This window comes from Lysobacter sp. N42 (assembly GCF_004344885.1).
Window position 1 is genome coordinate 131453 of sequence record NZ_SKFB01000002.1, and the last position, 26901, is coordinate 158353.

23 protein-coding genes are annotated in these 26901 nt (G+C 46.4%); 4 read left to right on the plus strand and 19 right to left on the minus strand.

The window, feature by feature from the left end; genetic code table 11:
- The first annotated feature begins 56 nt into the window (after nt 1-56).
- Nucleotides 57-1883, plus strand: coding sequence for an asparagine synthase-related protein (locus tag EYQ95_RS05840; protein WP_111914970.1), 1827 nt, complete (start codon nt 57-59; stop codon nt 1881-1883).
- Between the two features lie 112 nt (nt 1884-1995).
- Here the strand turns inward: EYQ95_RS05840 and EYQ95_RS05845 are convergent, their stop codons facing one another.
- The 10 genes from EYQ95_RS05845 to aspS form a co-directional block, all read right to left on the minus strand.
- Nucleotides 1996-4074: a hypothetical protein gene (locus EYQ95_RS05845; protein WP_111914971.1), complete on the minus strand. Its 2079-nt coding sequence runs from the start codon at nt 4072-4074 to the stop codon at nt 1996-1998.
- Between the two features lie 87 nt (nt 4075-4161).
- Nucleotides 4162-4644 (minus strand): LPP20 family lipoprotein, encoded by a 483-nt coding sequence (locus tag EYQ95_RS05850; RefSeq protein WP_111914972.1) that lies wholly within the window; start codon nt 4642-4644, stop codon nt 4162-4164.
- 174 nt (nt 4645-4818) lie between these two features.
- Nucleotides 4819-6327, minus strand: a complete 1509-nt coding sequence (gene pgi / locus EYQ95_RS05855; protein ID WP_111914973.1) for a glucose-6-phosphate isomerase — start codon at nt 6325-6327, stop codon at nt 4819-4821.
- Nucleotides 6281-7225: a UTP--glucose-1-phosphate uridylyltransferase GalU gene (galU, locus tag EYQ95_RS05860; protein ID WP_243699869.1), complete on the minus strand. Its 945-nt coding sequence runs from the start codon at nt 7223-7225 to the stop codon at nt 6281-6283. Before galU ends, pgi begins: the two co-directional genes overlap by 47 nt.
- A gap of 4 nt (nt 7226-7229) precedes the next feature.
- The gene (locus tag EYQ95_RS05865; RefSeq protein WP_111914975.1) at nt 7230-8414 is read right to left on the minus strand and encodes a nucleotide sugar dehydrogenase; all 1185 of its coding nucleotides are present in this window, start codon (nt 8412-8414) and stop codon (nt 7230-7232) included.
- 80 nt (nt 8415-8494) lie between these two features.
- Nucleotides 8495-9496 carry a Holliday junction branch migration DNA helicase RuvB gene (ruvB, locus tag EYQ95_RS05870; protein ID WP_111914976.1) on the minus strand — a complete coding sequence of 334 codons (1002 nt, stop codon included), beginning with the start codon at nt 9494-9496 and terminating at the stop codon, nt 8495-8497.
- 10 nt (nt 9497-9506) lie between these two features.
- Entirely contained in the window at nt 9507-10121 is a 615-nt protein-coding gene (gene ruvA / locus EYQ95_RS05875; RefSeq protein ID WP_111914977.1) for a Holliday junction branch migration protein RuvA, read from the minus strand.
- A 145-nt stretch (nt 10122-10266) separates the two neighbouring features.
- Nucleotides 10267-10782 carry a crossover junction endodeoxyribonuclease RuvC gene (gene ruvC, locus EYQ95_RS05880; protein ID WP_111914978.1) on the minus strand — a complete coding sequence of 172 codons (516 nt, stop codon included), beginning with the start codon at nt 10780-10782 and terminating at the stop codon, nt 10267-10269.
- A 226-nt stretch (nt 10783-11008) separates the two neighbouring features.
- Nucleotides 11009-11752: a YebC/PmpR family DNA-binding transcriptional regulator gene (locus EYQ95_RS05885; protein WP_111914979.1), complete on the minus strand. Its 744-nt coding sequence runs from the start codon at nt 11750-11752 to the stop codon at nt 11009-11011.
- Between the two features lie 70 nt (nt 11753-11822).
- Complete coding sequence (gene aspS, locus EYQ95_RS05890) at nt 11823-13577, minus strand: aspartate--tRNA ligase (protein WP_111914980.1); 1755 nt, start codon at nt 13575-13577, stop codon at nt 11823-11825.
- Nucleotides 13578-13761: 184 nt separating this feature from the next.
- On the opposite strand from aspS, the gene cmoA reads away from it, so the two are divergent.
- Together cmoA and cmoB are read left to right on the plus strand one after the other, a co-directional pair.
- Complete coding sequence (gene cmoA / locus EYQ95_RS05895) at nt 13762-14508, plus strand: carboxy-S-adenosyl-L-methionine synthase CmoA (protein ID WP_111914981.1); 747 nt, start codon at nt 13762-13764, stop codon at nt 14506-14508.
- Nucleotides 14505-15476 (plus strand): tRNA 5-methoxyuridine(34)/uridine 5-oxyacetic acid(34) synthase CmoB, encoded by a 972-nt coding sequence (cmoB, locus tag EYQ95_RS05900; protein ID WP_111914982.1) that lies wholly within the window; start codon nt 14505-14507, stop codon nt 15474-15476. Before cmoA ends, cmoB begins: the two co-directional genes overlap by 4 nt.
- A 164-nt stretch (nt 15477-15640) precedes the next feature.
- Here the strand turns inward: cmoB and rfbA are convergent, their stop codons facing one another.
- From rfbA to EYQ95_RS05925, 5 genes are all read right to left on the minus strand, one after another.
- Nucleotides 15641-16519, minus strand: coding sequence for a glucose-1-phosphate thymidylyltransferase RfbA (gene rfbA / locus EYQ95_RS05905; RefSeq protein ID WP_111914983.1), 879 nt, complete (start codon nt 16517-16519; stop codon nt 15641-15643).
- Between the two features lie 2 nt (nt 16520-16521).
- Entirely contained in the window at nt 16522-17589 is a 1068-nt protein-coding gene (gene rfbB, locus EYQ95_RS05910) for a dTDP-glucose 4,6-dehydratase (RefSeq protein ID WP_111914984.1), read from the minus strand.
- 125 nt (nt 17590-17714) lie between these two features.
- Complete coding sequence (locus EYQ95_RS05915) at nt 17715-18449, minus strand: 3'-5' exonuclease (protein WP_111914985.1); 735 nt, start codon at nt 18447-18449, stop codon at nt 17715-17717.
- A 3-nt stretch (nt 18450-18452) separates the two neighbouring features.
- On the minus strand, nt 18453-20315 hold the full coding sequence (locus tag EYQ95_RS05920; RefSeq protein ID WP_111914986.1) for a DUF294 nucleotidyltransferase-like domain-containing protein: 1863 nt from the start codon (nt 20313-20315) through the stop codon (nt 18453-18455).
- Complete coding sequence (locus tag EYQ95_RS05925) at nt 20316-21959, minus strand: BCCT family transporter (RefSeq protein ID WP_111914987.1); 1644 nt, start codon at nt 21957-21959, stop codon at nt 20316-20318.
- 128 nt (nt 21960-22087) lie between these two features.
- On the opposite strand from EYQ95_RS05925, the gene EYQ95_RS05930 reads away from it, so the two are divergent.
- Nucleotides 22088-22366: a DUF6170 family protein gene (locus EYQ95_RS05930; protein ID WP_111914988.1), complete on the plus strand. Its 279-nt coding sequence runs from the start codon at nt 22088-22090 to the stop codon at nt 22364-22366.
- An 856-nt stretch (nt 22367-23222) separates the two neighbouring features.
- Here the strand turns inward: EYQ95_RS05930 and EYQ95_RS05935 are convergent.
- The 4 genes from EYQ95_RS05935 to EYQ95_RS05950 all read right to left on the minus strand — a co-directional run bounded on the left by EYQ95_RS05935 (nt 23223) and on the right by EYQ95_RS05950 (nt 26898).
- A complete protein-coding gene (locus EYQ95_RS05935; protein WP_111914990.1) occupies nt 23223-24209 on the minus strand; it encodes a response regulator in 987 nt (328 codons plus the stop codon).
- 78 nt (nt 24210-24287) lie between these two features.
- Nucleotides 24288-25169 (minus strand): VacJ family lipoprotein, encoded by an 882-nt coding sequence (locus EYQ95_RS05940; protein WP_207801090.1) that lies wholly within the window; start codon nt 25167-25169, stop codon nt 24288-24290.
- Nucleotides 25169-26365, minus strand: coding sequence for a c-type cytochrome biogenesis protein CcmI (gene ccmI / locus EYQ95_RS05945; RefSeq protein WP_111914991.1), 1197 nt, complete (start codon nt 26363-26365; stop codon nt 25169-25171). The genes EYQ95_RS05940 and ccmI overlap by 1 nt, the downstream gene beginning before the upstream one ends.
- Nucleotides 26365-26898 (minus strand): cytochrome c-type biogenesis protein, encoded by a 534-nt coding sequence (locus EYQ95_RS05950; RefSeq protein ID WP_111914992.1) that lies wholly within the window; start codon nt 26896-26898, stop codon nt 26365-26367. Before EYQ95_RS05950 ends, ccmI begins: the two co-directional genes overlap by 1 nt.
- Between the last annotated feature and the right edge of the window lie 3 nt (nt 26899-26901).

Here is a 26901-nt window from a genome sequence, read left to right on the forward strand (position 1 = left end):
TAAGTTATGATATAAGTAATTTCGTCGAATTTGCAGACATATTTTGAGGTTTCCCCTTGAGTCATATTTTCTTTTCCACTGACATTTCTGCTCAAAACGTAGAACAAACCACTCGAGATATTCAGCAAACGATCCAAAATTTTCCCTTCGATAATGCCTTTCTACACAAAACAAGCATCGGACCAACGGAGCAAGACTCAATACTTGCGCTTCACCTATACAAAACACATCCAAAACATGAAAATGAACACATTCATGAGCTTGATGACTGGTCTTTGGTGTTAGATGGTCGCTTAACCAACAAAAGCGACATTGTAGAAGAGCTACCCAGTGGGTTTTTAAACGACAAAGCTGAAGGTGGCAGTGACGGCATGGTTATATTGTTAGCTCTACTGCACTGGGACAAGGACGCGATAAGGAAGTTAGAAGGTGAGTTTGCTTGTATCGCATGCCACCGTTCTGGCAGAGTTTTGGCGTTTCGCGACCATATAGGTACTCGCCCTCTCTTTTGTATGTCGAACGCGCACAGCAATACTCTAGTTATTTCAAGTGACCTAACTTACTTTGCAAGCAACCATCAACTTACAGTAGATAAACAATTGCTTGAAGCGACACTATGCGGAACTGCTGGAGTAATCTTTAAAAGTCCATGGAATGAAGTTGAAAGTATTCCGCCCGCACATATTTTAGAGTGGGAAATAGGTAAAGAGCCTAAACTCAGCCAATATTGGTCACTTGAAAAACACCATTTCTCCCATTTGAAAACAGATACAGATTGGCTTAACGCTATAGCACAGCAACATGAGCTTGCTGTACACGAGTCAACCCTTTCTACGACTCCTATAACTTTTCAACTTAGCGAAGGATTAGACTCAGGCTCTATTATTTCACTTGGTGCCTCTCAAGTTGAACAAGCTTTTAGTGTCAGCCATCGTTCTATACCTCCGGCACACCCCGATGCGTTGAAGTACTGGCAAAAAACCTATCAAGAACTAGATGACATTCGTGCCCCATTTCCTCATATACAACCGTTATGGAATGAAGAGTCAATTGATTTCACTAAGGCTTCCGAGCAAATAAGTACACAATTAAAAGTACCCTTTGCGATAGCTACTGAGTTTTTAGGACATCATTTACTTGCCAGTAAAAATGGTTCTCGGGTGATGCTGAGTGGCTGGGGCGGAGATCAAGCCCTTAGCTATCCGGGTTACGCTCTCTTTTCTGAGCTTATACTTCAGCTTAAGTTCGTCAAGCTTTGGCGCCATGCCACCAAGCCCAACGACACATTGCCAAAGAAATTCCTGTCTTATCTGAGAGCATTGAAAACAGGCACTATTTATTTTCTGTTTAGCAAAAACATTGGTAATAAAAAGCCTTATCCTTCACTTATAAAGAACCAGAAATTGCCGTATCGGTTTAAAGCAGAAACCTCTGTTTCAGAACATATTAGATTGAATATCAACACAGACGGGGTTGATTATCGAATAGTTATGGAACAAATAACCGGAATGCAAACAGGGATAGAAACCCGGTTCCCTTTGTTAAATAGAAAATTACTAGAATTAGTTGCGAGTTGCCCCAGCCATCTTTTTTATGATCACGGTTTAAATCGACTTGTGATGCGCAGCATTTTGAAAGATAAATACCCAAACTATTTAAGAGTGCGGCTTAAAGGAGACGTAAACATTCCGTTCCACGAACATAAAAAGCAAATGGATAAGCTCTATGAAGAGAATTTAAAAAGAATCGAACCACTCAAAAAACAAAAGGAGTTTACTGACATTATCGACTTTTCTCGCATGCCCAACAAACTTGGAGAAAATAGAAGCTGGCTTAAGATATCAAAAGAACTCGCGCATTGGGCCAGGATATTTGATAGATAGCGGTCCGTACGATTCTTGCTTCACCTAATTCTTAGCGAACCCTAGAAAAATTCAGCATATGGGGACGGGCTGAAGCCAGTCCCCGTTCTACCCTCGTGCTGAAGCCAATCGCCTATCGAGAAACATCTACCATTGCTGGTCGGCGGTAGCCGCTGTCGAAGAAGCTGAATGCGAAGCCGAGTTGAATGATGGGTTCCATTTGTTCGGCTGGCACGATTACACTGGCCGTAAAACCGAAGCCACCTAGATTGAAGTGAGCATTTGCTTCGGCGTAGAGGTAGCTATTGCGAGAGCTGTCACTTCCACTGATGTACGTTCGTGTATCAGAACTAAAATCACCGTCTATTTCTATGGTTTCGGCTAAATCCCAGCTTGAAAAATCATACGCTTGGTTAATGGTAAGTGAAGTAATTACCCGGTCCGAATAAAAACTCTTCCAGAAGCCAGCACCAATACTAATGTGAGCCGTGTCTAACTCAACTGTTTCTAAATCCCAATAGTTTATAAAGCTTCCACGGTCGACTTGATAGACGTCGAAAGCGTGCGTTCTTCGCCCAGCACTTCCTTGCACGGTGAAATTTAGCGTGTCGAAGTAACGCTGTACGTTTATGACAAAGTCGTCTGAAGAGCCCCAATAATCTATATTTCCGCCATAAGCAGCTTCTTGGAACTCCTGGTAATGCCCGTCAGTTCCCTCTCTCAAATTTGAGCTCATGGGAATACGGTAAGTAGAACTAGGCTCACCATTGCCACGCAAGGTATACAATGCCACTCGCCAGCCATAACTATAAGGCTCGCGGTATGCAGGCGCTTCGTATACACGGCTATAGCGCTGTTCGTTTTGAAGCTCTATTAAATCTTGTTGAATTTGAAAATCTGGGTCGAATCCTTTCTCACCTCTGCGCCCTACTCGTATAGCGTAAGAACCCGCTTCGGCTAACTCTCTGTCGTAGGTGTTGCCCCTCGACTGTATCCAATTGTCGCTGTCCCTGCGAATTTCAAAGACGCCTTCTCGGTTTTCCACAGCCAACGCAAGCGAACCATACTGGCGTGCCTCAAGCTCCGCGTTTACATAAGCGAAAGCTGCGCCTCTAGGAATATTTAACGTTTCGTTTCTGTCTCTGTAACGCTCTGAACGAATGGTTAACCCGTACAGTCGACCAGATTCGAGTGGATGCGTTTGTGGTGAACCTAAGCTTTCGCTACCAATGCGCACGTTGGCGTCTACCGGATCTAAATAGAAATAAACCAGAGCTTCTTCTGCGTTGGTAACAGCCTGCGTGGTATAACGGTCCACTTCCTGGAATCGTTCAATACGCGATCCCGAAATAGTGATGTCTCCTCGACGCGCGACAAGCGAGAACGAGTTGCCAAGATTTGATATGGGTAACCATGCAGTCATACCTCGGCTGTCGGTAGAGAGTTCTGTTTCTTGGCCATTCACCCTTAGGTAGATCTTTGCTAACTGTTGCGGGGTCGCCGTACTTTCATGAATTAACGCGATCGCAATTTGTTTTCCGTCTTCATGCACGATAGGAAGCGCTTTTAAAGCTCGAACACTCGCTTCTGACACCTCTGCAAAATAAGTCTCGAAAGTTGCTTGGCTGCCATTTTGAGTAATAAAACTTTCTGCAAGCACACCGTCTCGATGTGCAATGTTATAACCATCGATAGCTCGTGCAAGTCTTTGTGCAGGTTGGGTGCTGTCAGCTTGCTCAATATAGTAAACAGCATTGAGGCTCGGAGCTTTGCGTCTCGCTTTTTGAGTCAGTGCTGTGACACCTGAGCGTTCAATTCGAAGCCTTACATACCACGTTCCGTCGTTGCGGTTACGTTGCTCGAAATCAACCTGCAAGTTTTCCAGCTCAACATTCGACCAAGAAAACGAAGAAGCTACGAACTCGCTCGTAATCTCCTGATCTTCCGCTTCTCTCAAATCTTGCCGAGTTTCGGTGCGTACATTTACCAGAATCATTTCTGCTAGTTCGTCACGCGCTGCTTGTAGAGCCCGCTCCCGCGTTTCACCGAACCCATGTCCGTATGCGTAGCGGTCGTTTTGCAGACCTATTGTAGTTATTTCTTCTCGGCTGGTTTGTTGAGTATTGCTGTTGTCGCCGAAGGGTAGGCTTGAGCAGCCTGAGCTGACAATTGCGAACGCAATAATAAGGAGGATTCTGTAGTTTTTAGACATTGCTACTCTTTTCCTAAGTGGGAGCAGAAAATGGGGTCAGAGCAAGGTAATTGCTCTGACCCCGAAAGCTCTGACCCCGAGCTTGGGCTATCCATCTTTCCTAGTTTCGCGCATACGCTCTTCGAATTCGTCTAGAATTTCACGACCGGTACGAGCACCTTGATTGCGTGGCATACGCATTCTTACGAACACTCGTGTAGAGCCGTCTGGCAAGCGAATACGTTCTGCTTTGTCGGCCTCAATAGAAGTTACCGTTTCTTGCACACGTGCTTGAACAGCAGAAATAAACGTACCCGAAGTTGCCGGATCGCCTAAGTCTACTTGACCGGCTTGGCGCGCTTCACTCTCTACATAAATAGCAAAAGACTCGGCTAGTTGTGCTTGCGCATTCAAACGTGCTTGTCTTGCTGCTAAGTTTGAGTCGCGGCTAACACCTTCACCAAAGCCGTAAAAGTATGTTTCTGGTTCCGCTTGTACGTCGAACCACTCTGGCCATTCAGACTCGGGCTTCGACGCACAACCTGCAAGCGCAATTGCAGCAGCAGAGATAAGTAATAGTAACTTTTTCATAGCTTTCTCCTTAGAGTTGGCGACGGGCTGAAGCCTGTCCCCTTTTGATCTACCTCAAGCATAGCCCGAACCAACGTAACAACGCACCCGAAATTTGTTAGAAAGTGTATTAAATGTTTCTAATCTTTAATGGACAAGGATTTCGTTCGGACCGCATGGCGGTCTGTACAGTAATTAATCCCGTGTCATCTTTATAAATGAGTCCGTAGATTCATCAAAGCTATCATCACTGCGGTTCTGTATAGCCGCCAACGTTTTCACAGCTATCTTCTTACCCAACTCAACACCGGGCTGGTCGAAGCTATTTAGATTCCAAATAACGCCCTGGGTAAAAACTTTATGCTCGTAAGCCGCGATGATCGCACCAAAACTCTCAGGAGTTAACTCTTTCAACGCCAGAAGATTACTAGGATGCCCACCAGGATAATAATTTCGCGCAGTGCCGTCTTCAGATCCATACGCCATAAGCTTTCTATGTGCTAAGCAATTCGCCACCGACAATTCCTGTTGGTCAGCTAAGCTGCTTTGAACAGCTAACGAGAATCCTGGCCCTTTCCTTTGTAATACCATTAAAAAGTCGGCTGCAAACTTGTCAAAACCTTGGTGTAGATGCTGAAAGAATGCGTGCTGACCGTTAGGGCCAAATGCTCCCCATACAATAGGGCCGGTGGGATAATTTATTGCTTTATTATCTGCAGAACATTGCTTCCCATTACTTTCCATATCCAATTGCTGCAAATAAGAAGGAACATGCAGGAACCGACCATCATAAGGCAATATTGCAAGGTTATTAATGGCTCTTACTTCTCGGTTATACACGCCCAGTAATGCCATAAGCATAGGGATATTTTTCTCAATTGGCGCAGTTGCAAAGTGTTCATCCATGTCTCGCGCACCACTTAATAAGCGCTCAAAAACGTCTAAACCACAACTGATTGCTATCGATAAGCCCATAGCAGACCACAAAGAAAACCTTCCGCCGACACCTTCGTTCATGGCCAATTGGTTTTTTCGTGGTATTCCAAAAGCATCCATTTTTTCAGGGTATGCCGACACCGCAACCAAATGGTTTTGTAGCCAGTCAGACTCTGTTTTTCCGTGTATGTTAAGCCGTTCTAAAGCCCACGTTTTCACGGTATCAACATTAGCAAACGTGTCAGCCGTGCCGAATGACTTTGACGCTACTATAAACAAGGTGGTTTCTGGGTTTAAATGCGGAAGTTCAACGTGAAGCTGCTCACCGTCCATCGATGATACAAAGTGAGTATGGGCGACACGGGCATTTTTGTCGGTAGCAAATTCTTTTAGGGCAAAACTAGACATAAGTGGACCCAGATCAGACCCACCTACACCTATATTCACGACATCTGTAATAGCCTCACCTGTAGCACCAAGCCACTCGCCTTTACGTAGTAATTTAACGATTTCTATAAAACGTTTAGATTCAGCATTATTCAGTACATCACTATTACGACACAGAGTATGCGATACAGGTCGACTCTCTGTTGCGTTAGTGTACTTCCCCTCCAAAAGGCGCGTTTTAATGTCATTAAAGTCATTGGGAAGTCTACGTTGCGCAAAATCTCGAATGTCCTCGTGAGACAGGAACTGGTAACTCCAATCAAAAATAAGCTGATTAAATTGTATTTGCTGTAACGGCACTGTTTGACTTTTCGGCGTCATAAGCCTCTCGCAATAATTGTTTTAATTCTGGATGGCGATTTGCGTACGCTATAAATGCTTGCACATATTGAAGCTTACTCCCACAGTCATAGCTTCGTCCAGTCATGTAATGAGCATGTACCCGCTCAAGATTGAGTAATTGCTCTACAGCATCAGTTAATTGAATTTCATCCCCAGCTCCAGGTGTTGTTGCCTCCAACAGTGCCCAAATTCTCGGTGAAAATACATAGCGGCCGATGACAGCCAAATTTGACGGTGCTTCGCTAACCTTTGGCTTCTCTACCAAGGATCCAATCGGCCCAGATTTACCCGGTTTTAAGTCTAGGCCGTTCATATTAGCGATACCGTATTGGTCCACTTTGTCCCATGGCACCTCACCCACCAAGATTTGACTATTGAAGGTTCGGTGATAGTCGCTAATCATTTGCGCTAAGTTTTCACGAAACAAATTCGTTGTGCTTTCGTCAATAAGTACGTCGGGAAGTACCACTGCAAATGGGTCATTACCTACGATAGGCTTAGCACACAAAACAGCATGGCCTAATCCTCGTGCAATCCCTTGGCGAATATGCATTATTGTAGTTCCTGGTGGCCGAATAGACTGAACTTCTTCTAACAACTGACGCTTCACTCGCTTCTCTAGGGTTGTTTCAAGTTCAAAGCTGGTGTCAAAGTGATTTTCAATTGAATTTTTAGAAGCGTGCGTTACCAATATTATGTCGGTTAGCCCTGCTGCAGCACATTCTTCTACAATAAATTGAATAAGAGGCTTGTCGACTAGAGGCAGCATTTCTTTCGGTATAGCCTTGGTTGCGGGTAACATTCTTGTACCTAGCCCAGCAACAGGAATGACAACTTTTTTTACTGGTGAGGTTTGCATAATTGTTTGCTCCTTCATTCCTTTAAGCGTCACTATGGAATAAATCTCGGGTGTATACTTTTGACTGAACGTCTAACAAAGACTCCGCTAAACGGTTCGACACAATAACGTCTGCTTGTTGTTTGAAGCTCTTTAGATCTTGAATTACAGGCGAGTGAAAAAAGTGAGTTACTGTTAGCGCAGGTTCATACAAAATAATCTCTATACCTTTCGCTTTTAGGCGTTTCATAACACCTTGAACCGCAGACGCACGAAAGTTGTCGGACCCTTGCTTCATAACAAGCCGATAAATACCTACGACCTTAGGATTCAACGCCATAATGTCTTCAGCGATAAAGTCCTTTCGGGTGCGGTTCGCGTCGACAATGGCCTGAATAATATTTTGGGGAACGTCCTTGTAATTGGCGAGTAATTGCTTGGTGTCCTTGGGTAAGCAATACCCGCCAAATCCAAAACTGGGGTTGTTATAGTGCATGCCAATCCGAGGGTCTAAACATACTCCCTCAATAATCGAATGAGTATCTAACTTGTGCACTGCCGCATACGTGTCTAGCTCATTAAAATAAGCCACGCGCATGGCAAGGTAAGTGTTAGAGAACAGCTTTACCGCTTCAGCTTCTGTGTTATCAATAAAAAGCTCTGGAACGTCTTTGTTCTGAGCGCAAGATTTATACATTTGAGCCAATTGACGAGCACGAGGACCGCGCTCACCAATAATAATTCGCGAAGGGTTCAGGTTGTCATGAAGAGCCAGCCCTTCACGCAGAAACTCCGGCATGAATACTAGATTTTGCGTCGCAAACTTGATCTTCGAAGACTCGGTAAAGCCAACAGGTATCGTGCTTTTAATGACGATTAACGCACTTGGATTTAATTCAGTGATCTGCTGAATAACTTGCTCAACTGAAGACGTATCAAAGTGGTTTGATTTTGGGTCGTAGTCGGTTGGAGTAGCAACAATAAAATACTGCGCGCTTGCGAACTCGCTTTCCGCATCGCTCGCGGTTTTCGCGGTTAAGTTCAGGCTTTTTGATTGCAGGAACTCAGTAATTTTCGGGTCTTGAATGGGTGACGTTTTGTTTCGTATTGCGTCAACTCTTGTCGAGTCGATATCGACCGCAGTTACGCGAAATTGGGTAGACAGTAATACCGCGTTTGAGAGACCAACGTAGCCTAAACCAACAACGACAATTTGAGGATTTTCCATACGACTCACGTTTCACGAGTAGCGAACATGAGTTAACTGTTGCAGGAAATTATGAAGCTTTCTTTACAGCCCTCAGTTTGTCACGGAAGTTTCATATTAAAATGCAAATACGCACGCTGGGTAGCAATGCGCCCGCGCGGTGTGCGCTGAATAAATCCTTGTTGAATGAGGAATGGTTCAATGACATCTTCAATCGTGTCTTTTTCTTCACCGATAGCTGCAGCTAGGTTTTCCAGACCTACCGGCCCACCGTCGAATTTCTCGATAATGGCTTCAAGAAGTTTACGGTCCATGTAGTCGAAACCAGCTTTATCCACGTCAACCATATTTAGTGCTTGCGAGGCTACTTCAGCGGTAATGTGACCGTCGGCACGAACTTCTGCGTAGTCTCTAACCCTTCTAAGCAAACGGTTGGCGATTCTTGGCGTACCTCTAGAGCGCGCAGCTACTTCTTTTGCACCTTGCTCGTCCATTTTAAGGTCTAGGAAATGCGCTGAGCGCTTTACGATGGTCGTGAGGTCTTCCACGTTATAAAACTCTAAACGCTGCACTATGCCGAAGCGGTCTCTTAGTGGGCTAGTTAAAGCGCCAGCACGTGTCGTTGCGCCGACCAATGTAAAAGGTGGCAAATCGAGCTTAATTGAACGTGCTGCGGGGCCCTCTCCTATCATGATATCTAGCTGATAGTCTTCCATAGCCGGATAGAGCACTTCCTCAACCACTGGGCTTAAGCGGTGGATTTCGTCGATAAAGAGTACGTCGTTAGGTTCTAAGTTGGTAAGAAGCGCTGCGAGATCGCCCGCTTTTTCAAGAACTGGTCCGGAAGTTGTTTTTATGCTTACGTTCATTTCATTAGCGATGATATTCGCCAGTGTGGTTTTACCTAATCCTGGAGGTCCAAAAATAAGGACATGATCGAGCGCATCTTCACGGCCTCGCGCTGCTTCAATGTAAATTCCAAGCTGTTCAACTACGTGGGCTTGGCCGGTGTAGTCTTCCAGTTTTTTAGGACGAATCGCACGGTCTATCGCTTCATCTTCATTAGTAGCGCTGGCTTGGACCATGCGGTCTGGTTCGATCATTTACGAGTCCTCAAAGCATCGCTTTTAAAGCGGTGCGTATCAATGTTTCTGCATCCATGTCTTCTGTAGCAACTTTACGAATCATGGTTTCTGCTTGATTCGGCTTGTAGCCTAACGCTATTAACGCGCTTAAAGCTTCTTCTTTCGCACTTGGAGCAGGCGCAGCAGAAGGAGTTGAAATTGCAGCACCTGGCAGCCCTGTATCGTAATCGGCACCTGTGAAGTCTTTCAAGCGATCACGCATTTCCACCACGAGACGCTCCGCGGTCTTCTTACCCACGCCAGGAATTTTCACTAAGGTTGTGACGTCGTTATGCTGTACGGTTTGAATAAACTGTCCGGCGCTCATGCCCGACAATATGGTAAGTGCCAACTTCGGCCCTACGCCTTGTGCTTTAATCAATAAACGAAATAAAGCACGCTCGTCTGCGGTGTTGAAGCCAAAAAGTAATTGCGCGTCTTCCCTCACAACAAAATGCGTCCATAGTGTCACTTCAGCACCGGTTTCGGGAAGGTCGTAAAAGCAGGTCATCGGTACACTCACCTCATAACCCACGCCATTCACGTCGATAAGAAGTTCTGGGGGGTGTTTTGCTACGAGTGTTCCGTGAAGTCTACCGATCATTTTTATACCGCTTTTTATTGTTTTTCATTAGCTTTGTATCGTAACCGAGAAGCACTTTTCCGTCTAGCGTTGGGATGGGTCAGTGGCACATTGGAACATCACCGTGGAGACCGCACGGCGGTCCGTACGAAGATGAAAACTGCCGTTACGAACGAGCAATTAAAGTTTGATAAGTGTGTGCGTGGCAGATAGCTACAGCAAGAGCATCCGCAGCATCAGCTTGTGGTTTGTTGGGCAGTTTAAGTACATGCATAACCATATGCTGAACTTGCTCTTTTTTAGCTGCGCCCGTACCTACAACAGACTGTTTGATTTGCCGAGCTGAGTACTCACACACCTCTAAGCCCGCATTTGCAGCGGCGACCATGGCTACTCCACGAGCCTGCCCAAGCTTTAACGCCGAATCTGGATTACGAGCCATAAACACTTGTTCAATGGCGAATTGAGTAGGGGAATACTGTTCTATGAGTTCAGAAACACCCGCAAATATAGTTTTAAGACGCTCCGCCATAGTTGGTTCGCCTTGCGTGGTTGTCGCAACACTTGTCGATGCAGCTCGAATACATCCACTACCCAGGTAAGTCAGTCGACTCCCCTGCTGGCGGATAATACCGAACCCCGTTATACGAGACCCCGGATCGATACCGAGAATGATGGACAAATTTGTTCTCCTTTTCCTTAAAAATGGGGTCAGAGCACTAAGTGCTCTGACCCCATACTATGTTTCCTTGCATGCCCTACGCAACCTGCGTTTCGGCAAGAAATCCTTTAAATTCGTCAAAGTCACGCTAACGGACAGTTTTAACTCTTAACTCATTGACTATATTGGATTTCATCTTCAGTCAGATTGGGGTCAGAGCACTAGGTGCTCTGACCCCATTTTGTCTTTATTCTTCAGAGAGAAGATCCCACGGAATATCGGCGTTGTGATATACGTTCTGTACGTCGTCTAAATCGTCGAGTATGTCGATCATTTTTACCACGGTTTGTGCAGTTTCAACGTCTAGTTCCGCCTTAGTTGCAGGCACTTGAGTTACTTCTGCGTTGTCGGTGGTTAAACCGGCTGCGTCTAATGCGTCTTTTACCGAGCCAAAGTCTTCTGGTGTGGTGAATACATCGATTGCACCATCGTCGTAAGTCACAACGTCTTCTGCACCACCTTCTAACGCGGCTTCCATCACTGTTTCTTCGTTTGCTCCAGGCGCGAAACTGAGTACACCGCGTTTGCTAAACAAATAAGCGACAGAACCGTCTGTACCTAAATTACCACCATGTTTCGTGAAAGCATGACGCACCTCTGACACGGTACGATTTCGGTTATCACTCATGCATTCCACCATTACGGCTACGCCATTAGGGCCGTAGCCCTCGTAGGTGATTTCTTCCATGTTGTCCGCATCGAGCTCGCCCGCTCCGCGGGCAACGGCAGTGTCTATAGTGTCGCGTTTCATATTGTTCGACAAAGCTTTGTCGATAGCGGCGCGTAAACGAGGATTGGTGTCAGGATCAGAGCCGCCTTGGCGAGACGCCACAACTAGCTCTCGTATCAATTTGGTAAAAATCTTACCGCGCTTAGCGTCTTGCGCAGCCTTGCGGTGCTTGATGTTTGCCCATTTTGAATGTCCTGCCATGTTTCCTCCGTTCTTTAAGATGGGGTCAGAGCACATTGTGCTCTGACCCCAAAGTGCTCTGACCCCAATTTTATTTTTCTACGACTTTTATTCCCAACTCTTCTAGCGCTTCTGGGTTGGCGTAGCCTGGTGCGTCTGTGAGTACACAAGCGGCTGTTGTGGTTTTCGGGAATGCAATCACGTCACGAATACTGCTTGCACCAACCATCAGCATGACCAAACGGTCGAGGCCAAATGCTAACCCTGCATGCGGAGGTGTGCCGTACTTCAAAGCTTCAAGCAAGAAGCCAAACTTCTCTTTCGCTTCTTCTGCGCCAATACCTAATATTTCAAACACAGCAGATTGCATTTCAGGGTTGAAAATACGTACCGAACCACCGCCAACTTCACAGCCGTTCAATACCATGTCATAAGCATCAGAAAGCGCAGCTGCTGGGTCTGCTTTTAACTCTTCAGGCGTTACACCAATAGGAGAGGTAAACGGGTGATGCAGCGCTGCGTAACCACCTTCATATTCTTCAAACATTGGGAAGTCGACAACCCAAAGTGGCTTCCAGCTATCTTCAACAAGCTCAAACTCTTCACCCACTTTCAAACGCAATGCACCAAGTGCTTCGCTGACCACGGTAGCGTTGTCAGCACCAAACAATAGGATGTCCCCGGTTTCAGCACCCGTACGCTCTAAAATGCCGTTTACGGCATCTTCAGGTAAGAACTTAAGTACCGGCGACTGTAAGCCTTCCATGCCAGCGTCTTTATCGTTCACCTTCAACCAAGCCAAACCTTTGGCGCCGTAAATGCCTACAAAGTTCGTGTATTCGTCGATTTGCTTACGGCTTAATTTCGCTCCACCTGGCACGCGCAATACAGCTACTCGACCTTTCTCGTCATTCGCTGGCCCTGCAAATACCTTAAACTCGATGTCTTTCACTAGATCAGCTACGTCTACAAGCTCAAGCGGGTTACGTAGGTCGGGCTTGTCTGAACCAAAGCGACGCATAGCTTCTGCATAGCTCATCACAGGGAAAGAGCCCAAGTCGACCTCAAGAAGCTCGGTAAACAACGAACGTACCAAACGTTCTGTGGTGTCACGCACTTCTTGTGCACTCATGAACGTTGTTTCGATATCAATTTGGGTAAATTCTGGTTGACGGTCTGCTCGTAAGTCTTCGTCGCGGAAACACTTCACGATTTGATAGTAACGATCGAAGCCCGACATCATCAGCAATTGCTTAAACAACTGCGGCGACTGCGGCAAAGCGAAGAATTTACCGTCATGCGTTCTAGACGGCACCAAGTAGTCGCGAGCACCTTCAGGGGTTGCACGAGTAAGCATTGGTGTTTCGATATCTAAGAAATTTTCACCATCTAAGAAACGGCGCACAGCACTTGAAACTTTAGCGCGGAAAACTAGCTTTTCGTTCATTTCTGGGCGGCGCAGGTCAAGATAACGATAACGCAAACGCGACTCTTCACTCACCTGTGAGTTGAAGTCGATAGGTAGCGGAGCCGCTTTGTTTAAAATAGTGAGTTCCGACGCAATAACTTCGATACGTCCGGTAGTCATACGGTCGTTCACTTGACCTTCTGGACGCGCACGAACTTCACCACGCAACTGAATACAAAATTCTTGGCGCAATGTATTTGCAAGCTCAAACATGTCTTCATGATCAGGGTCAAACACTACTTGCACAATACCGCTGCGATCACGCATGTCGACAAAGATGAGTCCGCCTAAATCACGGCGACGATGAACCCAACCCGCAAGCGTAACCTGCTGACCTAGAGCGTTTTCAGTAACCTCTCCACAATAATGACTGCGCATGGTGTTTTTATTTCCTGTTTTCTGACTTCAATAGTGTGTGCAATATTTGCAACGTAATGTCTTTAAAATAGCTTTGTAAACTAGCGCAATAGTATACGATAACGAACGCCTAGAAGTCACCCGCAAGTGGCTCAAGCGAGCACGTTCAGGTACAATTCGCCCCATAGTTACAAGGATTTTGATTATGAACTTTTCTCGCGACTCTATTTATGCCAAACCTTTAGGGGAAGTGGCCGACTTTTCGTTCGACGAAAATGTTGCCAACGTATTCCCAGACATGATCAGCCGCTCCGTTCCTGGGTACTCCACCATGGTTCAAACAATTGGTCATTTAGCGGGTAAGTTCGCACAACCCAACAGCTATATATACGACTTGGGCTGCTCACTAGGTGCCGCCACCATTGCCATGAAACAACATATTCAAGCTGCAGGCACCCAGATTATTGGCGTCGACAATTCAGAGGCAATGGTTTCGCGTTGTCAGTCGAACGTAAATGCGTGGAAAGGCGACGTACCGGTAACCATTCGCTGTGAAGACATTCTAGACACTGAGTTTCAACCTTGCAGTGTAGTTGCCATGAACTTTACGCTGCAATTCATTCCTCCGGAGCAGCGTGAGCAGTTAATCCGGAAAATCTACGATGCCCTATTGCCCGGCGGAATTTTTCTGCTTTCTGAAAAAGTACGCCACGAAGATACACAAGCAGAGAGTGTATTGAACGAATTACACCATGATTTCAAACGCATGAACGGTTACAGCGACTTAGAAATTAGCCAAAAGCGAGCCGCGATTGAAAACGTAATGCGTATCGACACCCCAGAAAAACATATAGAACGATTGAGCAATGTTGGTTTCGATACGGTGCAAAATTGGTACCGCTGCTTTAATTTCACCTCTTGGTTTGCCATTAAAAGCGAGCAAAATAAATGAGTCAGTTTGATGCTTTTTACCAGCGCCTTATTGAAGCAGGCATGAGTCATTGGTTGGAAACCCTCCCTGCAGCTTTAAAAGACTGGTCGCAAAACCGCCGGCATGGCGAACTTAAAAAGTGGGAAAAGTTGGTGAGCCAGCTTCCCGAAGTCACGGCCGAAGAAATTGATATCGCACATAGCGTGACTCTGAAGACACAGAGTGACGATCCGAAAATAAAGGCAGTTGAGCCTCTTCTGAAGCAGCTCACACCTTGGCGAAAAGGTCCATTTCATGTTCTAGGTGTAGACATTGATACTGAGTGGCGCTCTGACTGGAAATGGGACCGCGTAGCCCCGCACATTGCTGACTTACAAGGGCGTAAAGTTTTAGATATTGGTTGCGGTAGTGGCTACCACATGTGGCGTATGAAAGGTGCAGGCGCAGATCTTGTCGTCGGCGTAGACCCAGGGCAACTGTTTATGATGCAGTTTCAAGCCATCCGCAGATTTATGCCTGAACAAATTGCTCGCGATGTTGAATATCTACCATTGGGCATTGAGCACTTACAACCGGTTAAAGCGTTCGACACAGTGTTCACTATGGGTGTTTTATACCACCGTCGTGAGCCGTTCGCTTTCTTACAACAGTGTGTAGATCAATTGCGCTCTGGCGGCGAGTTAGTGCTTGAAACCTTAGTTGTAGATGGTGACGAGAACACTGTGCTTGTTCCTGGCGAAAGATATGCACAAATGCCGAATGTTTGGTTTATCCCAAGCTCAAAAGCTCTTTGCCACTGGTTATCTCGCCTAGCACTAACCGACATAAAAGTTGTGGACGAGAATGTGACCTCATTGGACGAACAAAGGAGCACTGAGTGGATGCAAGGCCAGTCTCTAGCTGACTTCTTAGACCCAACTGACCCGAGTTTAACCGTGGAAGGTTACCCAGCACCGAAACGAGCAGTGATTACCGCTACGAAAATCTGATCGGGAAATTGCGCAGCACCCGTATGGACCGCTGTGCGGTCTCCACGGAGATGTTTCAATATGCCACTGAGTTTCTGCTCGAATGATAGCTCACGTCAGCAGACCGCACAGCGGCCCGTACGAACGTTATCGGGTTTGCTAAGCTTAAGCCTGTCCCCATGTGCTTACAACCGATGCGGATCGTTGGCAATTTCTAAAAGATATTTCCCATAAGAGTTCTTTTTCATGCTTTCAGCAATACGAACCAAGTCACTCTTACTTAGCCAGCCGTTGTAGTACGCAATTTCTTCTAATACTGCCACTTTGTAGCGCTGACGTTGTTCAATGGTTTCAACAAACGAAGAGGCCGCCAATAGGCTTTCAAAAGTGCCTGTGTCTAGCCAAGCAAATCCGCGCCCTAGAAATTCCGCATGCAACTCACCACGCTCTAAATAAGCTTGATTGATACTGGTAATCTCCAGCTCGCCACGCGCCGAAGGTTTCACATTCTTCGCGATTTCTACAACGTTATTGTCATAAAAATACAAGCCTGTGGCGGCATAGTGAGATTTTGGCTTTTCCGGCTTTTCTTCTATGGAAAGTACTCGCTGCTCTTTATCAACTTCAATTACACCAAAGCGCTCAGGATCTTTTACTTGATAACCAAAAACTGTGGCTCCTGACTTTCGTGCTATCGCTCCTTTCAGTTTGGGCATAAAGCCTTGACCATGAAAAACATTGTCACCCAGAACCAAACAAACCGAGTCGTCCCCGATAAATTCTTCACCGATAATAAAGGCTTGAGCGAGTCCGTCTGGGCTTTCTTGAATAGCATAGGTAAACGACACACCGAAGTCGCTGCCGTCACCCAGAATACGTTTGAACGCGTCTTGCTCTTCTGGCGTGGTAATAATCAAAATATCTCGAATACCGGCAAGCATGAGGACAGATATCGGGTAATACACCATCGGCTTGTCGTAAATAGGCAATAACTGTTTAGAAATCCCCTTCGTGATGGGATAAAGCCTGGTTCCCGAACCGCCAGCCAATACAATACCTTTCATATTTATTTCCCTATTCCCAGTCTTTGCAATTGGTAAGATTTATCGAGTATAGCTTGCCACCACCAAGTGTTATCCAAATACCAACTCACAGTTTTATGAATGCCCTCTTCAAACTTCGTTGAAGGTACCCAGCCAAGCTCTTGTTTAATTCTAGTAGTATCTAAGCCATAACGGACATCATGCCCCGGACGGTCATCCACAAAAGTAATAAGGTCGCTATACTTCTCAACACCCTCTGGTTTTTCTGGACGTAACAGCTCTAAAGCATCACAAATGGCATGAACAACCTCGATATTTTTAACTTGGTTGTTGCCACCGATATTGTATGTGCGTCCGGGTTTACCCTCAGCTAGTACGCGATATAATGCTTCTGCATGGTCTTCAACAAATAACCAATCTCTGATTTGCGCGCCGTCACCATAAACCGGTAAAGGCTTTCCGCGCAGTGCATTCAAAATCATCAGCGGAATTAGCTTTTCCGGAAAATGATACGGACCATAGTTGTTCGTGCAATTTGTGACTACCGTAGGCAAACCAAAAGTCCGCTGCCAAGCTCTCACTAAATGGTCTGAACTTGCTTTAGAAGCAGAGTATGGACTGCTGGGCTCATAAGCTGCGTCTTCATTAAACGCGGGTTCTTCGAGCGGTAAATCACCAAAAACTTCGTCTGTTGAAATATGATGAAAGCGAAAGCTAGCTTGTTGAGTAGAGCTAAGCTGGGCGTAATATTTGCGACTTGCTTCCAGCATTTGATAGGTGCCGATAATATTCGTATCGATAAAGTCTTTCGGACCATCAATAGAACGGTCGACATGACTCTCTGCAGCTAAGTGCATCACTTTGGTAGGCTGGTACTTCTCGAATACTGCACTTACGCTCGCCGCATCGCAAATATCCACTTGTTCAAAGTGATACTTATCGCTTTCAGCGACTGATTTTAAAGATTGCAAATTACCGGCATAAGTCAGCTTGTCTACGTTAACAACATGAGCGGTAGTTTCGGAGATAAGATAACGAACAACCGCCGAGCCGATAAACCCCGCACCACCAGTGACCAGTATTGTTTCCATACCCACGCCTAAGTTATTGCAATAATTATAATATCGGGAGCATAACAGATTTTTTTAGCGGGAGTTGTTCGTGGGAGAGAGATTGAACTTACGGGACTGGCTTTCGCCTGCCCCAAATGCCCCGATCACGACCACAATTCCGACAAAGGAGTGTCAGGCGAATAGTGATGTTGTACCTGAGCCTGAAACAATTCCGCCGTTGCTAGTGCGTCGGTAAGCGCATTGTGCGGACGATAAAAGGGTAAGCCGTAACGCGCACGTGAATCTGCCAAGCGAATAGACATTGGAGGCTGTTTCTTTAAACGCTGCCAAAAGCTTGTTTTGTTAGCGCGGTGAAGTCCATGCTCAATCTCCATGGTATCGATAACCGGGAACTCAATACCTTCACCTATACGCTCTCGCAACGCTACGTCTAAGAACGTGCGCTCAATCGCCTTATAATGAACAATCATTATGTGCCCCGACATAACTTCTAGAAGCTCATCAAAGGTTTCCAATAGGTCGGGGGCGTCTTCTATTTGCGAGTGGGTAATACCGTGATAAACCACCGACTCATCTGCCATAGCTTTTCGTGGTTTCGCTAGCCAATGTTTGCCCTTGTTCGCGAACACACGCTCAAGAGTCAGCGGTACAACACCAACACTTACAATGCCGTGCTGCTGGGGGTCTAAGCCAGAAGTTTCAAAATCTAGCGCGAGAAATTTCACGTCGCGCAGCGGCGTGTCAGCGTTAGGGATGGTCGCAGAATAAAAATGCTGTAAATGGCTATTTCGCGCAGAACCCGCTAATTCCTGTAACCTTGCAGGCCAGTTGATTTGAGATTGCAGCGCGCTTTTCAATTCTCGTTGTCCTAAATACATGCACTAACTTAGGGAATATCTGAACTTTAAGAATTTCTGGGCATTGCTTAAAATTTGAAATGCATCGCGCAAATTCTTTCTTTCAAAGTCCGAAAGCGCTTCCGGCTCTACGTTGTTGTCTGGTATTTCACCCTGAGTAAGGGACAATGCTTGATGACGAATTCTCACCATCGAAATTAGTTCTAGTGCGTCTCTTAAGTCAGGTCCTCGCCCGGGCGTTAAAATACTTGCGTCAACCACATCTTCCAACCGCGCAAATGAGTTACGCTCTTTCGAACCAATCGCTAATGCATGAACGCGAATTAAGTCTGCTACTGGGGCTGTGCCGCGGCGTTTGGTATTTATAGCGTTATTGTGTTTTCCGTCTTTCTCCATGACGAAATCTTTGAAAAAACCTAGCGGCGGCGTTCGTTGTAATGCATTCCTCGCCATACAGGCCAGAAAACGCTTATTCTTTGGAGCTTTCTGACGAATCAACCTGTTTAATTGCTCAGCAAAGTCTAACTTGCCCCATACACCGTCTAAGTCGAAAAATATTGAGCTATGTAAAAGCCGTTCCGGCGTAGGTTCTTCAATCCAGTCGTCAAAATACTCTTTCCAGACCCGCAAAGGTTGGCGCCATTTCTTGTTCGTGGCCATAATGTCGCCAGTACAATAGGTGTAGCCACAAGACGCTAAGCCGTCACTCACAAATTGAGCCAATTCCAGAAAATAAGCATCGTGCTCTTTTGGGTTAAAACTATCATGTAAAATCATGGCGTTGTCTTGGTCGGTCACAATCGACTGCTCGTCTCTCGCCATAGATCCTAAAGCTAAGAAGCAATAAGGTACGGGCGGAGGCCCAAGCTTCTCTTCACCAAGCTCTAATAAACGTTGCTTGAAACTACGTCCAATCACTGCCATTGATGAGCCAATCATTCTTGAGTTTGCGTCTTCATCAACCATTTTCACAAACGTAGCTTTCACGTCGTCTTTAAGTGCTTCCAGTTCTTCCACCGTGGTGGCGCGGAAAATATTACCCACCACAAATAAACTGCTTTTGGATTCGTGGCGAACCACGTCTGAAAGCGCTACAACGCCAATGGTTTTGCCTTTCTTGAGTACGGGCAAATGGTGAAGGTTACTACGCAGCATCATCAGCATCGCTTCAAAAATGCGTTGATTATGCTGCACGCAAACGATGCCTTCAGACATAATTTCTTTTACCGCGGTTTGATCGCTCAAACCGACAGCTAACACTCTTTTGCGCAAATCTTTGTCGGTAATAATACCTAAGGGCTTGTCTGGGTCTTCTTGGTCTTCTTCATATATAAGCAACGAACTCACTTCTTGTTCAGTCATCATTTCCGCTGCTTCTCTAATAGAGCCCGAGCTTTTCATACCGATAGGCTCTCTATATACCAATGTCTCTATCGTGGCCGTTAGCATGTCATTGGCGCTAGCACGGCGGTCAAGCGCTCGCTTTAAACGTTCGCGATCTTCAGTTTCCACCGCGTCTGCAAAGCTTTCATAGTCGTCGAATAACCGATTAAATTCGGTTCCAGGAACGAGATAGATTAAAGAGTCTTCTAGTGAAGTGACCGGATACCGTACTTTGCCATTGCGCAGTAACCCGGCTTCACCAAAAAAGCCACCTGAGCTTAAACGGTTATATAAGTCGCCGTTGCGATGATAAACCTCGACCGCGCCACTTCGAACTACGTGTAAGTCTTCAATACGTTGTTGGTAGGAAAGGATGTCGCTACCTGCCTTAAAGTAGGCGACATCCGTAAGTTGAGATAATCGCTCGACTTCCTCGTCTGGCAGCTCGTTAAACGGAGCGTGCTGTTTGAGAAAGTCGAGAATTTCTAGGTGTTCAGCTTCCATCTATACCGATCTAGGCTCATCTAAAAGCCCCTTCACAAGTGCTATACAACTCATAAGTAGCACAATGGTAAACGGTAGTCCGGCTGAAACTGCCATAGCTTGTAGCGCAACCAAGCCGCCGCCAAGAATAAGCGCGATAGCCACAAGCCCTTCGAAAGTACACCAGAATACGCGTTGTGGTGTAGGTGCATTTACCTTACCACCCGCCGAAATGGTATCGATAACTAACGACCCCGAGTCTGACGAGGTTACGAAGAACACGACTACAAGCACGATACCTACGAATGAAGTAATGGCTGTTGCAGGTAACTGACTCAACATTTCAAATAACTTGAGCTCGAGTGCAACATTGGCAACGCTCTCGAAACCGCCCAAGAATTGAGTGATCGCTGTACCACCGAACACGGTCATCCAGAATACACAAGCGATAGATGGAATAACCAATACTGCCGTTAGGAATTCACGCACAGTTCTACCACGAGAAACACGCGCAATGAACATACCTACGAACGGCGACCAAGAGATCCACCATGCCCAATAGAATGCCGTCCAGCCTTGTGAGAAGTTCGCGTCTTCGCGTCCCACAGGATTAGACAGAGCCGGTAGGTTCACCACATAAGCAACAAGGTTTTCAAAGAAGCCAGTTAGAATGGCAATCGTTGGACCGACAATGATAACGAACAGCATCAGTAATGCTGCAAGTATCATATTGATCTCTGAAAGCCTTTTAACTCCAGCTTCCAAGCCAGCGACCACTGAAAATAGAGCTATAGCTGTTATACCGATAACCAGTACAACCTCCATACCTACACCTTCCGGCGTGTCGAACAAGAAGTTCAAGCCAGCTGAAGCTTGCGCAGCGCCTAAACCAAGCGACGTTGCCAAACCAAATAGCGTAGCGAGTACGGCTAGAATGTCGATGATGTGACCCGGCCAACCCCAAACACGCTCACCCAATAGTGGATAAAAGATTGAGCGAACCGTGAGTGGTAAACCTTTGTTAAAAGAAAAAAGAGCTAAACCTAGCGCAAGCACTGCGTAAATTGCCCATGGGTGCAGAGCCCAATGGTAAATCGTTGCAGCCATACCTAAACGGCGTGCTGCCTCTGCGTCGCCTTCTGCACCACCTAGAGGAGCCCAGTCAGAGCGCAAACCAGTTTCTGCGTCGATTGCAGTACCGCCAAAGGAGCTTGAGAAATGCGAAATCGGTTCTGAAACCCCATAAAACATAAGCCCGATACCCATACCGGCAGCGAACAACATGGAGAACCAACCAAGATAGTTAAAGTCGGGCGTAGCTTCCGTTCCCCCTAACCTAACTTTACCTAATGGTGTGAAGATAAGAACTAGTGCTAACACCACGAAGATGTTTGCAGCACCGATAAAGAACCAGTCTAAGTTTGCTGTGAGCCAGTTACGAACGCCTTCAAAAAGTGGCTGTGCCTTTTCCTGAAAAATAAGCGTGAGCGCCACAAAAGCTATAACTGCTAACCCAGATATTAAAAAGACCCGATTGTGGACGTCTAATCCAAAAGGGCCGAGTTTAATTGCGATATTGTCTTGACCTACCTTGTAGTCAGTTTCAATGGGTGTGACTTCTCCGTCAGGCTTGAGTGGATCGTTCTCGTGCTCCGTCTGACTCATAGTTTTCCCCTTTTTCTTAGAATTTAAGTAATGGTAGCAAAGATTTACAGAATCGAAAGGGTATCTCGAAGATTATCTGTATTTGATCTAACGGGCGATGGTATTATTAAGATCAGAAAGGAGGCGGTATGTATTTTTCAACTAAGAACATTCCAGAGCTGCAACAATACTCTCCAAGGGAACGAGTTGCGCAAGTGCATTTAGCGGCAAAATCGATGCCTTTCAGCCGCCGTGCTGTGGCTGTAACGCTAAAGGCTTTGGTACTTATAGCACTGTTCTGGTCGCTTCTTTACATTCCTGGACTAGCATGGAAAATCGTGGCGCTCATAGCCGCAGGACTTCTGTACCCGCTGGTACTATTCCCCATTACGCTAAACCTTGCAGTACCTTACTTACCTAAAAAATAGCTTTGGTTTACGCGTGTCAGTGCGTGCGCTTTCCGCTGTTGAGGTAATAGCTATTCAGGCTTGTGCTAGGTATTAGGTCACGTATCAATGACTAACCGATGAGGCTTGCGAGAATCTGCCACAGGGACGCCGTGAATACATCCATGTAGGCTTCTCTTCGACATCCATGTCTCAGAGACCCTGTGGTCAGAAACCTCGCAACCCTCTGACATCGGTTAGCCATTGCATCTGGCATCATCAGTGCAATCAAATAATGAGACACGGCATTCACAAGGAGCATCGAGCACCTCGTGAATGCCAGGAGTCCGCTCCTTTTTCTTGATCTGGTACGTATTTAACGAGCTAGCCTTTATAATTGTTCTCGCAAGAAGAGCGCCACTCAACGACCCACACTACTCGCAATTCAGTTATTTTAATGAAGCTTTAAAGGAAATTTTGCGGACGAAGATTGGTTGATAAAAACAAATTTCGAACCAGAGGCTTGGCTTTTGGCATGAGAGAAGCACTCGATGTGCTTTTCTCATGCCGTGACTTTTATTAATTAGTGTTGATAATCCCTGATGCAGATTTTTGTTCATGAAAAGGGATTTCGAGGCCCTGATCACAAAGTGTTGGAGGCATGGATGCCGGAAATCAAGCGTACATGGATGTACTTGCAGCGTCTTTGTGACAGGGCCTCGGAAGCCCCATGAACAAAAAACTGATACGTAACCTCATGCCTAGCACAAAACCAGCTAGCTATAACCACCACCGTGGATACCGCACAGCGGTCCGTACAAACAGATTCTCGCAACCCTCATCGGTTAGCCATTGCTACGTGACTGGATACCTAGCACGACCACGATCGTCCGACTTATCATCCGTGTTTGGCAATCGTGACCAATGTCCCCACATTTTTAAGCTCTATGGCTACATCTTCATCTAGCTTGAAGCTATGCTGGGCATAATGAGCCTGAGCCCAGATACCCAGTGCCAAATCAGGCTTATGCTCCGTAGAAAGACTCAGCTGTTCTCCAGCAACCGAAGCGTACATGTCACCCGTATTGCCATTCACCCAAACCGCCACCACGTCAAAAGCAGAACGAATACGAGAATGACAGAGCTCCGTGTTCATACGTTCCAGCAGGTGGTGAGGAGCTCGAAGTAAACCGTCTTCACCCGACATACCCTGCCGTACAAGCGGGTTAAGCAAACTTTTTAGAACCAGCAGCGCCAGCACATTCTGACCCGGTTGACCTTGAGAGTACGCCATAAACACCAAAGCTTGGTTGTTAGGGAAACGGTGGTAGTCCAACAGAACTTGGTCGTATACGCGCGGGCAAAGCTGATGAGAAATTTTGCAAGCAGGTAACTCTAGTGCACCATTTGGAAGTAAGTCGTTACGCAAGCGCTCGAACATGTCCTCACTTTGGAACAGCACATCAATGTGGTCGTCGAGCTCCCAACGCTCGCGCTCCCAAGCATCTTCTAAGCTAGTTCGTGTTAGGCAGTTCTGAATCGCCGTATCTAGGATGTCTAATTGATCTATCGGTTTAACTAGGTAGTCCCATGCACCTAAGCGCACAGCTTCACGAATATCTGATATCTGTTGAGAGCCGGAAATAACGATAACCGGCAAAGAGGAGGTTTTAAATAAAAGGTTTTCCAGTACCTCAAGCCCCGAGATTTTAGGCAGCATAAGGTCGCAAAGCACCACATCGGGGTGTTCAGATTGGCATAACGCTAGACCTGTTTCTCCATCTTCCGCTGCAAAAACAAGGTAGCCTCGCTGTTCAAGGAACTTCTGTACGATACCGCTGAATACCGTATCATCTTCGATGACGAGAACCTTACTTAGGGACATTCACTGGACTCCTGCACACAATGATTACTATGAGCATTGACCAGTATCTGTTATTCGTCAATTTTCCAAGTGGAAATATTAATTGCCTTCTGAACTTGTTTCCTCGGGCTCGCTGCCCGTTTCTTCAGGCCAAGAAGACTCCCATTCGCTCTCCCAGTCGTTATTCCACTCGTCTTCCCAGGTGTCTTCTTCAACCGGCGGGTTACCGTCGTAAACTTTGTCACGCCAGTAAGAGAAATAAGCTTCACGAACAAAAGAGTATTCGTCTAAAGAGTTGTCTAACATCGGTTCTAGCTGCTTCAGCTCAATGCGCTGTTCAAGCCCACGGAACAAGAGACGCGCTGCAGAAACCTGCCAACTGAGGACGGGAGCAGGCCAAATAAAGTCATCAACAAAGTCGCCACCTCGGTCGGCTAGCACAGTCGGGCCTGCCGCCGGCAACATAACGTAAGGGCCGGCAGGCATACCATACACAGCTAAGGTTTCACCGAATGTTTCTTTTTGTTCTTTAATGCCCCACTTATCGGCGACATCAAAAAAGCCCAACAGACCGATGGTACTGTTAATGGCAAAGCGCCCTACTGTCGTAAAGGCGTCTTTCATTTTCAGCTGAAGAATATTGTTTACGAAACTAGCGGGCTCGTTAAGGTTGTCTGTCATGTTGTATAAACCACGACGAATCGGTGAAGGAACGTGCTCGTATGCGTTCGCTACCGGCAAGATCAAGTAAGGATCGAGCGTATCACGGTTGAAATCCCATAACGGACGGTTGATCGACTCGAAAGGGTCACGAGGATCGGAGAAGTCAAAGTTTGGCTCGTCTGTTGTGCTTGTGGTAACGCTATTCGACACGGCATCAGTGACTTGAGGACCTGTTTCATCCTTTTCTTGATCGGGCATAGAAGAGCAGCCGCTTAATACGACTACTGCCCATATCGCCATCCACGCCATACGAATCATTACATTATCTCCGTAATGCGTAGGCTTACTGTTTGACTGCTACCGCCTTCCACTAGCACCGCTCTTGCTTCCATATCACCTGATTGAACGTTCACTGTACCAGATGTGGACACACGCGCGCCAACTAGCCAGTTTTCAACACTCGACAACGTCCGCTCCGGCGTCATCGCATTCTCATCGGTTAGTGTTACCGTAATTGGGAAGTCAGCAACTTGCTGACGGTAGACGGCAACTGGAACACGCGGGCCGTCTGGCTCACGTACAAACACAAATAATGTGCTTCCAGGTCGAAGTTCGTTGCGTAGTTGCTCACTAATGTCGACGTTCACGGTTAGAGTAATTACCGAACCATCTGCACGTGCCCTGGAATCGGCTAGCGCTTGCTCAATAGTCGCATATCTCGGGTCTTCTGAACGCATCATTCTCAATGTTAACTCAAAAGCCTGAACTGCACGGTCGTAGTCTCCCCGTTCAAACGCTATAACCCCTAACAAACCAAGAGCCTCTAAATTACGCGTATCCTCTTCTAACACTTGGCGAATATATCCGGCAGCTTGCGCTAAGTCATTGTCGCTACCCGAAACAAGTAACGCTTGGGCATACATGACAAGATTAGAGTGGTCTTGAGGGTTGAGTTGGCGTGCTTTTTCAAACGACTGTAATGCTTCATCAAGGCGATCGAGTTGCACCATCATGCGACCGTACATGCTCCAAGCGCCTGCGTCAGGTCTTGCTTCAAGCTGCTGTCTCAAACCTAAGGCAAATAGCTCCAGTTCTTCTCGGTTAACACCTTGCCCTGGTTGCGTTCTCAATAATTCAAAGCGTGACTCTAGGTTAGCAAGCGCTTCGTCTGCACTACGCTGTTGTTGCCATGAGCCGTTAAGCAGGTAGATGCCCACAGAAGAAACAACGAGCACCACAAGAATCCAAACCACGGATGCGCTTTTCTGTTCCACTTGCTCGTCGGGGTCGTGTACGTCGGTCACAAACGTTTTCTTTAATTCACGCTTCGCATTCGCAAGGTCTTTCTCATTCAATAAGCCTTGGTTAAAGTCTTCCTCTAACTCTGCTAGTCGAGACTCGAAAACAGCTCTATTGGCCTGCATCGTCGACAATGCTAATGACTGCCGTTTACGCGCAACCACCACGATAGCAATAGCTAACGACAGCAAAAGAAGTAGCGCTACAACCCACATTATGTTCGTTCCTCGTTGGTATTTGACGCCTGCGAAACTGAGTTATCCGCATTATTTTTCAAAATGGCGTTAATTTTCTGTTCTTCTTCAGGAGTAAGGTCTTCAGCTTCAATATTTGCGCACTGCCTTTTATTGCCTTGCGCCTGAAAATAAATCACTAAAATACCGATAAGAATGACCGCTATAGGGCCAAGCCAAAGGATCATGGTACTATTTTGAAAAGGAGGCTGGTAGTGCACAAAGTCGCCGTAACGAACCTTCATAAAGTCGATGATTTGCTCGCGACTCTGCCCTTCCATCACCATTTGATAAACCAACTGGCGCATATCCTGAGCTAGCGGCGCGTCTGAATCTGAAATCGACTGGTTCTGACATTTTGGGCATCGCAATTCACGAGTTAACTCGTTAAACATTTGTTCTTGCTGCGCCGTTTCAAAAGCATAAAACTCGCCTTGAGCAAAGGAATAGCCAGCTGTGAAAGCTGCCCATAACACGGCTAGAAAAATGCTTAATTGTTTCGCTCGATTCAACATTCA